Genomic DNA, 12,967 nt, shown 5'->3' on the forward strand with positions numbered 1-12,967 from the left:
TCTACCTATAATCCACAGCCTCGACAGGGGAAGCTACCTGTGGCAAATAAAAACTAAAGATCGAGCCCTCATTCGCAACGCTTTGTTCCAGCCAGAGTTTGCCCCCCATCGCCTCAACAAAGCGGCGACAAATATACAAACCCAAGCCAGATCCGCGAACAGGAGTAGTCAACGAGCGAGGAGCACGCACAAATTTCTCAAAAATCTTCTGCTGGTCCTGTGGCAGAATACCCTCACCCTGGTCCTTAACACGCACCACGACCACAGGAATATCTTCATGATCAATCAATAACGTGGGATCAACCTGATCTTCAGTCAGCAGAGCCTCGACATCCGAGAGGAGCATCGACGTAGTCGTAACCTGAACCTGGGTCCCGGGTGGAGAATACTTGGTGGCATTTTCAATCAAATTCGTCAGCACCTGACGCACCCGTGGCGCATCCCCGTTAATCCAGATATCGCGATCAATATCCAGGGAAATCATATGTTCAGAATGATGGCTAATCATATTCAGCGCCATCTCAGTCGCCGCCAGAACCTGTATCGCCTCCATATGGAGATCCATTTTACGATCTCCTGGTCCAATCTGGGCTGCCTCGGTAATATTAGCCACCAGATCACTCAATTGTTGAGCCGCCACAGAGATCCTGGTCGCAAAGCGCAACACAGTCTGAGGCGTGGCTCGCGCACTCTGGCGCTTCAACTGGCTGGCATAGCCACTGATCGCCGTCAGCGGTGTGCGCAACTCATGCGAAGCCGTGACCAGAAACTCATCTTTTAGCTTATCCATCCGCTCCAGGCGTGCATATGCCTCTTCACGTTGCTCAAAAAGATGGGCATTACGAATCGCACTGGTCGCCTGGGCGCAGATCGCCAGCACCGTGCCAACATCCTTAGGCCGAAAAGAACGATTCCCATTAGGAGTAGGAACAGCCAGGAAGCCAATAAATACCGCCTGATACGACACCGGCACCATCAGCATATTCTCAACCCCGGTCTCCCGCAAGAAAATCACGCCCCCCTCATTACTCTCATGCGCCAGTTCTTCTAATTTGGGAGCATCAAGGTAGAAAAAACCCTCATCAACCATATGCTCTAGAAAAGTACCCTTAAAGGGCAGCCGTATCATGCTAATGATTTTATCCTGTTCTCCCTTATTAGGAGGAATAATCACAGGCATTCCACTACCATCATCCACCATCTTGACACTTGAAGGAGCGTAAAGCGCGTGCGCCACCAATTCTTCATTGGCGGCAGAAGGCTCAAAAAAGACACACATATCAACTTTCGCGATCAGGGCCACCGACTCAACCAGATTATTCAACAGTTCGGTCACATTCAGCACAGAACTAATCGACTGTAGCGCGCTATTAATAGCCGCCAACTGCGCCTCACGTTGACGAGCATCATTCAGAATCGCCCGATCGCGTTCATATAGTTTGGTATTCTCAATGCTCACAGTCACAATCTGCGCCATAGTCTCCAGCACCTGAATCTCCTCAGGGGGATAAGCATCGGGCTCCATACTCGTCAGGCAGATAGTTCCAACCACACGATTAAACATCTTCATCGGCAACAACAAGAAGCTCAGCGCCTCGCGCTGATCACCCCAACTACCCGTCAAGAGTTCCTGATATTGCTGCATCTTCTCGCGGTCCTGCGCGGGAGAAAACAGCAGGGCGCGTTTTTCATGTTGCGCCTCATGCCACCAGACCGGGCGTTCAGACTTCAGGCGCACCACCGGTTTCTCCACAAGACCCTCAACACGCTGCCCGGCTTGCAGAGCAAAGACATCATACAAGCGGTCCAGATCACGATCATAGAGCGTCAACAACATACCAGAGACATCCACGACGCGCGCCGCAAACTGATAGATATGTTCCACCAGATCGGACAACTGGACTGAAGTGGGAAAAACAGAACTGATACCCTGGAGAAGCTGTAAATAATCACTGGTACGACGCTGCTTGAGGCGTAAGCTCTCATTCTGAATGCGTAACGTCTCATTACGCAGATGTAGCACCATACGCTCAGCATACGGAAGAACCTCAACCCGCAAACGCTGCAGATTAAGCGTGGAACTGGCCATAAAGTACAATACAACCACACCCAGAACAGCCGGGGGATGTGGATGGCCCTGCAACTCATCCATCAATGTCGATTCCCGCAAAGGGACAGACATATAATACGCAGGAGACACATCCATATGTGGAACGGAAGCTTTATTATTACGAATCAACGCCATATAATCCTCATGGCGCATCGCATACACCTCATTTTTATGCCACGTCCGGCCAATTAAATCCTGGCCAGGAGCATATGTCGAACCGACCATAAACAGCCCGCACTGGTCGGCAGTGACATCTATTATCCTATCATCAGGTAAATTCTGGGGGCGAGCACGCAAAGAGGCATTGACCGAAGCCATATGTTGGGTTTCTTGCTCTTCTGCATCCAACTGCACGGTCTTACGTCGATTGGGAGTATCTTGCCGCTGAGAAGCCTGGTCCAGATCAAGCAAAGCGACTTCAGTAGGAGGTTGCACACTTGCTAAACGCATGTGCACCTGTACTTTCATCTGGCCATTCGTCTTATCATGGAGCGCCATGCAGGCGCCCTGAGCTCCAAATTGGCCAATCATTTCTTTTAAAAGCAAGCGAAGCAAAGGCAAGGGATAATTCTCTTCGGCACTCGAATTTGGTCCTCCCCAATTAGAGGCAGACATCCACAACTCCTCTTCTAGCCAAAAGCACTCATTTAAGAAGTGCAGGGAAAAGTTGTCTAGCTAACCGCGGGCAGATGCTACAGTAAATTTTCTACAGCGTAGCATATCACACACATTAGCCATATTCAACATGACAGGCAGAACGGCTGTATGACTAGAAAGTTCATGCATAATACCAGCGCACATCAATACATGCCATGAATGATGCTTTTTTAACCCTATTTCGTCATACGCCGAAGTATATTCTTGATCATATCATGAGATTTGACAAGCTATCCACCGTGGGGCTATGATGCTATTATTAAGGAACCTAAACGCTACGCCTGTAAAGATAAATAACATGCCTGCTACAGTACAGTAGGCAGGCAGACAACGCCTTGCACACTGGAGGAGCAAGTTATGTCAGAAACCACAGCAAATGAAACTGTGTTTCGAACCCACACGCTCAGTAACGGCCTGCAGATCGTAGGCCAGCCAATGCCAGATTTTGAATCGGTGGCTGTATCCTACTATGTACGTACAGGCTCACGCGACGAGTATGATCCCAATATTGCAGGCGTCTCTCACTTCCTGGAACACATGGTCTTCAAGGGCACAAAGACCCTGGATTGGCAAGAGATCACGCTAGCATTCAACCAGATTGGTGCCGAACTCAATGCCTATACCTCACATGAATCGACAGTCTACTATGCCCGTGTCCTGGGTGAATATCTTGATCGTGCCTTTGAATTACTCAGCGATATGATGTATCCACGTTTGGATGAGACTGATTTTACTATGGAGAAAGAAGTCATCATCAATGAGATCGCACGTTCAGAAGATCAGCCTTATAATCTGACCTATCGGCGTATGATGCAAGACTATTTCGCCAACCATCCCCTGGGTCATGATGTATTAGGAACCCGTGAGAGTATCCGCGACCTGAAAGTCGAGCAGATGCGCGACTACTGGAAGCGTCGCTATGCCGCCAATAATCTGATCCTGGCCGTCGCCGGCAACTTTGATTGGGATCATATTGTTGAGCTAGCCGAGCAGCACTGCAAAGATTGGCGTACCGGTGATAGTGGACGTGATGTGTCCCATTACGAGCCAGCCAGTTCGGCCAAACATATCATGGTCGACAAAAACTTGAAGCAGCAGATCATGATCATCGCCATGCCAGCCATAGATATCAAGCATCCAGACTACTATGCGGCCGTCCTGGGTGGCAGCATTCTGGGTGATAGCGATGGCTCACGTCTCTACTGGAATATCTACCAGCGCGGCCTCGCGGAATCCGCCAGCGCCGGCCTCTGGGCAATGGAGGGGACCGGCATCATGCTGATGGAAGCGAACTCCACACCGGAAGATGCGCCCCGTGTCCTCAAGATGCTCAATCAAGAACTGGATAGCCTGCTCACTGATGGAGTCTTTGAAGACGAGCTACGCCGAGCCAAAGACAAGTGGATCAGCGGCATCGTGCTCAGCAGCGAATCCACCTTCTCACGCATGCGTTCCCTGGCCAGCGACTGGGTCACCGAAGGGCGCCTCGTCAGTGTTGAAGAAGAGATTGAACGTATTGAGAAGATCACACCAGAAGATGTGATGCGCGCCCTCAAATACTTTCCGATGCGTGACAAACAGATTATCACCAGTCTCGGACCTTTAAGTGAAGCAGAGCTCTTCGCCTAAAGAAGCAAGACCAACCGCAAGCAGCAGACTAATTTAGATAGTCTGCTGCTCTCCACGCACCACAAACAAGGCATGATCCTCAATAATATACTGCACAATCGCCTCAACAGCACCATAACGAGAATCGATCGGCCAGCGATCGCTGTCCCCATCCACTTTCTGGATATCTAACCAGACACGTGCCTGATTGGAATCATCATTCGCGTGCAGTTGTAAGGCCAGACTCTTGACTGCCGCGAAATCCAGGACCTTAAACTTACGACGCTCCGAAGTATAGTTGCGACACTCCACCACACCATCAGGAGTCAGAACCAGCAAAGAATTGCGCAGGCGCGTGCCATTACTATATGCAACCACAGCCACCAGCACAGCCACCAGAATCGGTAAGATCCAGAAGTAGATGCTCAAATGCAATAGCGAAGGCACAAAATTATAGAAATTACTGGATTCAATAGCAGGCTTAATCCCACTTGGTATATTTGGCGGAGCATCAACCAACCAGCTTAAAATGCTAAAAGGTCCAAGGAAGAAAAGGAGAGCAAGCTGTAGTATGCCAATAAAGATAAATGCGAGCAGGCAAGAGATAACAGACAGTCCAATGGGCCTGCCTTTCCCATAAAATATATGCCATCGCTCGGGTAAAGGCTGTTGGAAGGCCTGTTCGAGTATGGCTGCCGGATTCAGCATAAAGAGCATCCTTTCACAAATAATGTCATGTGCAGTCCTCAATTACTTATACTCATCAGGTAGATGCTCTAGATGCATCGCTCTTTAACGGTCTGCAAGCCGGCAGATAGCCTGGACGCCAAGGAGGAGAGCTTGCTCGGATGCGGCAAGGGAGATACGGACATATTCATCTGAGATAGCTCCAAAACCCTGACCTGGAGTAACGGTAACGTTGCTGACCCCGATAAGGTCAAGGGAAAACTGACGGCCCCCACGCGGCTCTCCATGGCGGCTGGAGACATCAATGAGTGTATAAAAAGCACCATGTGGTGTATAGCTATAGCGACCGGCTGCTTTAAGCTGCGCTACCACCAGATCTCTGCGGCGGCGATAACTCTCACGCATCACCTCAATGCAATCCTGTGGTCCTGTAAGCGCGGCCAGGGCAGCTCGCTGAATAGGGGTGCTGATATTCGTGAGATTTGCGTTCAGAACATCCACAAGCGTTTTTATGAGCCGTGTACCCGCTACCACATAGCCAATACGCCAGCCGGTCATAGCATAGGCCTTAGAGAAGGTATAGATGCCAATAAAGCGACCCTCCTCCAACTCCTGACGCGAGAGCAGAGTGGCAGGACTGATATGTTCGCCCTCAAAGACCAGCTGATCATAGCATTCATCCGATAGCAGATAGAGATCATGACGACGCGCGAACTCCAGTAGTTCAGCAATCACAGTGCGTGGAAAGACTGCTCCGGTAGGATTACCAGGTGTATTGATCAGCAGCATACGGGTACGCGGCGTAACCTGCTCGTCCAGTCGAGAGAGATCCGGTAGCCAGTCATTAGCAGGATCCAATGGATAGCGCACAGCAATCGCTCCCGCGATCTGGAGCTGTGGTAGATAGATCGGCCAGCAAGGGTCAGGAATGAGGACCTCATCACCAGGATTCAATGTGGCCAGGAGCGTAGAGAGTAGTCCACCGGTTCCACCCATAGAAACCGCGATATTGCTAGCGTCAACCTGATAGCCATTGATCTGGCGAACCTTCTCAGCTAACCGCTCACGTAGCCAGGGCCAGCCACCCGCCGGACCATAGGTCTGTACTTCATTGGTAATACTCTCGATCGCCGCCTGGCGAATATGCTCAGGAGTGCGGAAATCTGGCTCACCAATCTGGAGCCGGATAGGAGGCGGCAGCACCTCGCCACGTGCCTCCGCCTCAAGCTGCAACTGGTCTGCATATGCTCCTAACGAGACAATATCCGGTACTGGAAGTTCATGTAGTTCTGGTTTTCCGTATTTCATAAACGCTGTCCACTTCGATAATATGTACATACATGTTGTATCAAGCCACAGATAAGCGCGATACGCATTGGTAAATGCTCGACCTCTATATATTCATCGGGATTATGGGCCAGGCCGCCAGTGGCTCCCAGGCCATCAATAGTAGGAACACCCAGGCCAGCGGTGGTATTGGCATCCGAGGCCCCACCACTGGAAACATCCTCTATCTCAAGTCCTAGTGTTGTCCCAACTTCGCGGACCAGTTGCACCAACTGCTGGCTGGCCGCAGTGCGCTCAAACGGAGCGTTCTTAACACCACTTGAAAGTGTAATCACCGTACCATCGAGCATAGGATGCACGGTCACCCGCTGCATCGCAGCCTCAATCGCCTCTAAGCCAGCGCGATCACGCACACGAACATCGATATCACAGTAAGCATAATCGGGTACAATGTTTGTACGCTCACCACCACGAATAATACCAACATTCAAAGTCGCACCCGGAATCGTCCCATTAATAGCCTGCAAAGCTACCACCTGATGGGCCAGCTCAACGATCGCATTGCGCCCCTTATCAGGTTCCACACCTGCATGCGAAGAAAGGCCCTGAACCGCAACGCGATAATTCGCAATTCCTTTGCGAGCCGAAACGATCCGATTAAGCACCCGGCCCGGTTCCAGTACCAGTACTGCATCTGATTCCTGAGCCAGCCTGCCAATCAAAGCACGACTGGACGGAGAGCCAATCTCCTCATCACTATTGCAGACAAATGTCAGCGTCTGATAATCCACCGCTTGAGCCTCAATCAGCAAGCGCAAGGCATATATGCCCATCAGCAGACCCGATTTCATATCCAACACACCAGGCCCCTTAGCAATCTCGACCCCCTTCAAATAAGAGCGCGAAAATGGACGCCGTAGTGCCTCGCCATCTGGAAAGACAGTATCCATATGTCCAACCAGCAACAAGCGCGGTCCCTGTGGATTTGTGCCCGTATGTACCGCCACAAGATGATCGCCATATTCTTTAGCCTGCTTATCAAAGCACGTCTGCAAGCCCATTTGTTGAAAACGTTGCTGCAAGTATTGGCCAACCTGATTCACACCAGACCTCAGATACGTCCCCGAATCAATATTCACAACCGTTTGCAAATCCGCAAAAAAAGACGCCATCAGCTCCTCAGCCCGCTCCACAAAAATGTTTTTCGGCATGAAAAGATCCCTTCATCTTTCATAAAATGGCACAATTATCCACTCGAGTCAAAGATACGTTGGATAGCGTAACATGCTTACTTTAGGGTAGCAGTCACAAGCAAACCTTGTCAATGGAACAACTTGCTACAAGATTTGGATGATATAGTATAGAAAAGTGCATGCAACAGATTGCACAAAAAAAGCAAAGGGAAAACGATCTTATGTCAATTGCTCTTATAGTTCATGGTGGAGCTGGCAACATCAGCCCTGAACGCGCCGATGCTGCTCAGGCTGGCTGTAAAGCAGCCGCCAGTATTGGCTGGCAGATGCTACAAAATGGTGGTAGCGCACTGGACGCCGTAGAGGCAGCGGTACGCTCCCTTGAAGATAATCCTGAATTCAACGCCGGTCGTGGCTCATGCCTGAATAAGGATGGCAAGATTGAGATGGATGCCAGCATTATGGATGGTAGTAACCTGACAGTAGGAGCCATCGCCGGTGTGCAGCTCATTCGTCATCCAATCACTCTGGCCAGACGCGTCCAGGAAAGTGAGCATGCCTTTTTGATCGGGGCGGGCGCAGAATTTTTCGCGAAAGAACAGGGCATCGAGTTTTGCACATATGAAGATCTACTGACTGAACGGCAGTATAACGCCTGGAAAAAACACGATAGCACCTCATTGACCTATGAGGCAAAAGGGCCCGGCGAAAAAAGCGAGAAACACGGCACCGTCGGGGCCATAGCCATCGACAGTCAGGGACACCTGGCCTGCGCCACCTCAACCGGCGGTATTCTCAACAAATATCCTGGTCGCGTAGGCGATTCGCCCCTGATAGGCTGTGGCTTCTATGCCGATGAACACGCCGCCATCTCATGTACTGGCTATGGTGAAGACTTTATTCGCCTGATGATCGCCCGGCGGGCCGCCAGCAGCGTAGCCGAGGGACATAGTGCCCAGGAAGCCGCCGATGCCGCCATACAATTCCTCGCCGAGCACGCCGAAGGAGATGGAGGCTTAATTATCATTGATCGCAACGGAAACATCGGCAAAGCCAAAAATAGCGCCCATCTCGCGCATGCCTATATCAACGAAGAGCTAGCGGAGCCAGTCGCGGATATTGGCTAACGCCATAGGCAAGGTGAATCCCCCACACCTCGTGCCTACGGCACGCACTTGTTTGAGAGGAAAGAAAATGGCGAGGCGGTCGCGACCGCCTCGCCATTTTCTTTCCTCTCAAAGATCTGGTATATTGTATTAGCCAGTCCCAAGCGGACAGGTATAAAAAATCCTCGTGAGGAGAACTTCCTCACGAGGAAAGTATTTGTGTAGATATTAATGGATCAAGATAGTCGAGAGATAATAGCCAAGTCCAAAGAATAAGGCAAAAAGGACTAAGCCAAATAAAATCACCAGAGGCATATTCACACGTTTAACAGGAACATCAGGAGCAGCATAAGCCGCCTGGCGAGCAGCCGCCAATTTAGCACTCATCGAAGCATCAAAGGCAGTTGAGGCATTGCTCGAATCTAAAGTCATCATGCGGCCGCCCGTATCCGTGCGTGTCGCATACTCTCCATCCAATAAACGCGAATTAGATCCTAGTGGCTGGCTTGATAAACCACCTGACCGTGCCGGAGCAAACTGGGCTTGCGCCACACGTCCGACCGGCTCTTCTACAGCTTGATATGCCGGGGCCGGAGCCAATTGACCAGAAATAGGAGGAGGGGGCTCTAAGGCCTCAGCCAGCGTTTTAAGTTCAGCATGCAAAGCTTCAGGACTGGCGATATGTTGTGGATGCTGACGAATAACGGTACGAGCCACAAGCTCACAAACCTCTGGGGGAGCATTACGCATAAAGCGCAAGCGACCATCTGGCGTCGGCTCCACCGTGCGAGCGTCAGGAGTACGACCCGCCAACAACTGATACAGCAAGAGCCCAACCGCACGTGTATCATCGGCGCGGCGACCATCACTCATCTGACCAACCGGCAAATCAGCGTCAGCAAAAATCGGTCCACCGGCAGCCCCCATAACACTCCAGGCAGAAAAATACGCAACATCTCCAGGTAGCGCAAAATTATTAATGCGAACCAGACCACGTCGATCACGAATAATCGAAGAGGGAGCCAAATCACCATGAGATATTTTGCGGGACGGAGTGCCAGCATACATCAAAGCCTGGCAGATCTGAACACCTAAATCAACCACATGGTAAGGGGAGAGTTGCGACTGCAGCAACGTGCCAAAATCATCGCCATCCACATATTCCTGCACAATAAATAAAGCATCCGCTTCCACAATGAGATCATAGATGCCAATAATATTAGGATGTGCAAATTGAGCAGTAGCACGAATTGCAGCGCGATATGCTGGAATGTGCTCAACTGTTGCCACTTTTAACGCAACAGTACGTTGCAATACCTGGTCGAATCCCTGGTAAATAGCACAGGTTTGCCCCTGCTGTACCAGACGTTGTAGCAGGTAGCGTCGTTGAATGACCCGGCCTGTTTCCACTGTAAGCCTCTCAAGATTACGCACTTATACTTCCTTGCATCCAGATGAGTGCTCAAGCACGAAGCACACCGTCGCCCCTCTGAATGTGATCAGCATTATAGGTCTTGTAACGCTAATGTAACTGCGCCGACAAGATTAGCCTCCGAACCAAGGCTGCTCTGGACGACACGTAAAGACTGCCTTGCCTCAGGAAGACACAGTTCCTGAATACGTTCCCGCAAAGGGGCGATCAACAGTTCACCAGCACTGGCACCGGGTCCACCTAGAATAATCATACCAGGATTCACCAGATGCACAATATTAGCCAGGGCATTCCCCAGATATAATTGTACATCCTGTACAACACGCTGAGCAATTTGATCACCATCCGCGGCTAAACGAAAGATCTGTTCGACTGTAATGCGTTCGGCCCGCCCATCAGTTACTCGCCGGATGGCCGCCTCAGTCTCAGGATATTCTACAGAGAGGCCAATCATCGTGCGAACAATTGCCTGCGCGGATGCAATCGCTTCTAAATGTCCATATCCGCCACAGGAGCAGCGTGGTCCAGCCTCTTTAACAAAGAAGTGTCCAATTTCGCCCGCAGTACCAGTTGTGCCATGATAGACACGCCCATTCACAGCCAATCCACCACCGATGCCACGTCCCAGGCCGACATATAACGCGACACGCTCCCCTTTAGCCACCCCATGGACAACTTCACCCAGAGCAGCCGCATTCGCATTATTATCAATAATACACGGCACACCTAACTTTTCCGAGAAATAATCCTGTAACGGAAAATTATCCCAGCCATGAGCATGATGGAGGCGCTTCACAATACCGGACTTCGCGTCAACCAGACCACCTACCGCCACCCCGACCCGCAAGATCCGGCCTTTACGCATCCGATCTGGTTGAGCCACTTCAGCAATCATCACATCGAGCAAATCCAGAACAGATTTAGTATCAGGCACGTACTCCAGAGGACGACGAACACGATGTAAAATCGTACCATTTAGATCGGCCAGGGCCACCGACTGGCGTGCGCCACTACCGCTGATCTCGATGCCAACCACATATCCCTGTGTAGCCAGCAAATTGCCGCTATTCCGTTGCACATTAAGCCGACTTGAAGTTCCTTCATTTCCCGTGGGTAATCCTGAAGTGGGCTGTGTAGTCACGGCTCGCTCTCCCTTCAATTCTGTACCAGAGAAGTATGGCAGGAATCTAGGTTTGCTGCCATCCAGACAAGAAAATAAGATCGCGACCCCAATGAAGCTGGCCAATCAAACGATCAGCTAGATGCAGGGATCCCCGGCCTGGATAATCAGAATGTAGATAATCCTATAATCAGGATTGAGCATTACTGGGACAACGGGTTTAGTATATCATACAGAATTAGTAACGCAAAGTTCGCTAGGATGCTAGTCCCAGTTTTTACCAATACGAGCGTCTTTTATTAAGGATGAGTATTTACATTCTCTTATCTATAGCATATAGTTTGCGATGAGGTAGCGAACAATGCCGATATGCCTCAGGTTCGCTCAAATATAGAATTGCCGTTATTCTCTACTACTCATTGGTGACTTGCCGTATTTCATCCTACCTCAAAATACTTCATCACACACACTATCGGTAGAATTTACGCATAGAATGTCACATGGGGACAGAAAGGAACAAGCATGGCAGATCCACGTTTACAGAAGCTGGCAAAAGTACTGGTAAACTATTCACTTGCCATCCAGCCTGGAGAAAGATTCATACTGAAAGGACCCGCAATCGCGGCCCCACTGATCAAAGAGATTTATCGTGAAGCGCTTCGTGCTGGTGCCCACGTGAGTACGCTTATTTCAATTGAAGGGATGAATGAAATTTTCTTCAACGAGGCCAGTGAAGAACAGCTCCAATATGTCTCGCCTTTCAATGAATTTCAGATCAATCATTATGATACCCAACTTATCATTATCGCGGACGAAAACACCAGGGCACTCAGTAACACTGATCCACAGAAACAGGCCCTGCATAGTGCGGCCCAGGCTAACATCTCAAAACGCTTTATCGAACGCGCTGCCAGCAACGAGCTCCGCTGGTCGCTCACCCTGTATCCCACGCAAGCCCATGCAATGGACGCTGGTATGTCCTTGAGCGATTATGAAAATTTCGTGTTTGATGCAGGCCTCCTTGATCAGGATGATCCCGTGGCCGCCTGGAAAAAAGTTCAGGAAGAACAACAACACATCGCCGATTACCTGGATAAGCACAACGAGATCCATATCGTAGCTCCCGGTACCGACCTCACCTACCGTGTTGGTGGTCGCAAATGGATCAACTGCGCCGGCGACAAAAACTTCCCTGATGGAGAAGTCTTCACAGGTCCGATCGAGGATTCAGCTAATGGCTACGTCAACTTCAGTTATCCAGCCGTATATAACGGCAATGAAGTAGAGAATGTACGCCTGGTCTTCAAGGATGGCAAAGTTGTTGAGAGTAGCGCCGATCGCGGTGAGGATTTCCTGAATGCGATGCTTGACATGGATGCGGGGTCGCGCTTCCTTGGCGAGGTAGCATTTGGACTGAACTATAATGTCAAACGTTTCACCAAAGAAATTCTTTTTGATGAGAAAATTGGTGGCACTATGCATATGGCGCTGGGTGCGGGTTTTCCTGAGACTGGTTCCTCTAATGAGTCTGGCCTGCACTGGGATATGGTCTGTGATTTGCATGAGGGTAAGGTGTTTGCGGATGGTGAGCTTTGCTATGAAAATGGGAAGTTCATCATTTAATAGCTGGTACTGATGCGTTGTATGAGGGCTCGCGCCTGCGGCGCGAGCCCTTTTTTTTACTATGGTGCGGTGGGACGGCTAACGCCGCCCACCGCACCATAGTAAAAAAAAGGGTGGTTTACGCCGTGTCGTATGATTTGGGGG

9 protein-coding genes are annotated in these 12,967 nt (G+C 50.3%); 3 read left to right on the forward strand and 6 right to left on the reverse strand.

Annotation, left to right across the window (positions count from 1 at the left end; all coding sequences use genetic code 11):
• Position 1: 1 nt before the first annotated feature.
• On the reverse strand, positions 2 to 2,725 hold the full coding sequence (locus EL633_RS09205; protein WP_126626899.1) for a GAF domain-containing sensor histidine kinase: 2,724 nt from the start codon (positions 2,723 to 2,725) through the stop codon (positions 2 to 4).
• 399 nt (positions 2,726 to 3,124) lie between these two features.
• On the opposite strand from EL633_RS09205, the gene EL633_RS09210 reads away from it, so the two are divergent.
• Positions 3,125 to 4,396 carry a M16 family metallopeptidase gene (locus EL633_RS09210; protein ID WP_126626900.1) on the forward strand — a complete coding sequence of 424 codons (1,272 nt, stop codon included), beginning with the start codon at positions 3,125 to 3,127 and terminating at the stop codon, positions 4,394 to 4,396.
• A gap of 33 nt (positions 4,397 to 4,429) precedes the next feature.
• On the opposite strand, the gene EL633_RS09215 is transcribed toward EL633_RS09210, so the two are convergent.
• From EL633_RS09215 to EL633_RS09225, 3 genes are all read right to left on the reverse strand, one after another.
• Entirely contained in the window at positions 4,430 to 5,083 is a 654-nt protein-coding gene (locus tag EL633_RS09215) for a hypothetical protein (RefSeq protein WP_126626901.1), read from the reverse strand.
• Between the two features lie 84 nt (positions 5,084 to 5,167).
• Positions 5,168 to 6,370 carry a pyridoxal phosphate-dependent aminotransferase gene (locus EL633_RS09220; protein ID WP_161982052.1) on the reverse strand — a complete coding sequence of 401 codons (1,203 nt, stop codon included), beginning with the start codon at positions 6,368 to 6,370 and terminating at the stop codon, positions 5,168 to 5,170.
• Positions 6,367 to 7,560: a M20 family metallopeptidase gene (locus EL633_RS09225; protein WP_126626903.1), complete on the reverse strand. Its 1,194-nt coding sequence runs from the start codon at positions 7,558 to 7,560 to the stop codon at positions 6,367 to 6,369. The genes EL633_RS09220 and EL633_RS09225 overlap by 4 nt, the downstream gene beginning before the upstream one ends.
• 203 nt (positions 7,561 to 7,763) lie before the next feature.
• On the opposite strand from EL633_RS09225, the gene EL633_RS09230 reads away from it, so the two are divergent.
• Entirely contained in the window at positions 7,764 to 8,669 is a 906-nt protein-coding gene (locus EL633_RS09230; RefSeq protein ID WP_126626904.1) for an isoaspartyl peptidase/L-asparaginase family protein, read from the forward strand.
• 207 nt (positions 8,670 to 8,876) lie between these two features.
• On the opposite strand, the gene EL633_RS09235 is transcribed toward EL633_RS09230, so the two are convergent.
• Both EL633_RS09235 and EL633_RS09240 read right to left on the reverse strand, forming a co-directional pair.
• Positions 8,877 to 10,082 carry a protein kinase domain-containing protein gene (locus EL633_RS09235; RefSeq protein WP_126626905.1) on the reverse strand — a complete coding sequence of 402 codons (1,206 nt, stop codon included), beginning with the start codon at positions 10,080 to 10,082 and terminating at the stop codon, positions 8,877 to 8,879.
• A gap of 71 nt (positions 10,083 to 10,153) precedes the next feature.
• Entirely contained in the window at positions 10,154 to 11,221 is a 1,068-nt protein-coding gene (locus EL633_RS09240; protein WP_161982053.1) for an ROK family protein, read from the reverse strand.
• A 501-nt stretch (positions 11,222 to 11,722) separates the two neighbouring features.
• On the opposite strand from EL633_RS09240, the gene EL633_RS09245 reads away from it, so the two are divergent.
• Positions 11,723 to 12,823 (forward strand): aminopeptidase, encoded by a 1,101-nt coding sequence (locus EL633_RS09245; RefSeq protein WP_126626907.1) that lies wholly within the window; start codon positions 11,723 to 11,725, stop codon positions 12,821 to 12,823.
• Positions 12,824 to 12,967 lie beyond the last annotated feature (144 nt).

This window comes from Dictyobacter alpinus (assembly GCF_003967575.1).
GTDB classification, from domain to species: Bacteria; Chloroflexota; Ktedonobacteria; order Ktedonobacterales; family Ktedonobacteraceae; genus Dictyobacter; species Dictyobacter alpinus.

Excerpts from the sequence above, each read along its gene's own strand:
- EL633_RS09225 (WP_126626903.1), bottom strand. The coding sequence starts at position 7,560 with ATGCCGAAAAACATTTTTGTGGAGCGGGCTGAGGAGCTGATGGCGTCT.
- EL633_RS09230 (WP_126626904.1), top strand. The coding sequence starts at position 7,764 with ATGTCAATTGCTCTTATAGTTCATGGTGGAGCTGGCAACATCAGCCCT.
- EL633_RS09205 (WP_126626899.1), bottom strand. The coding sequence starts at position 2,725 with ATGTCTGCCTCTAATTGGGGAGGACCAAATTCGAGTGCCGAAGAGAAT.
- EL633_RS09210 (WP_126626900.1), top strand. The coding sequence starts at position 3,125 with ATGTCAGAAACCACAGCAAATGAAACTGTGTTTCGAACCCACACGCTC.
- EL633_RS09220 (WP_161982052.1), bottom strand. The coding sequence starts at position 6,370 with ATGAAATACGGAAAACCAGAACTACATGAACTTCCAGTACCGGATATT.
- EL633_RS09245 (WP_126626907.1), top strand. The coding sequence starts at position 11,723 with ATGGCAGATCCACGTTTACAGAAGCTGGCAAAAGTACTGGTAAACTAT.
- EL633_RS09215 (WP_126626901.1), bottom strand. The coding sequence starts at position 5,083 with ATGCTGAATCCGGCAGCCATACTCGAACAGGCCTTCCAACAGCCTTTA.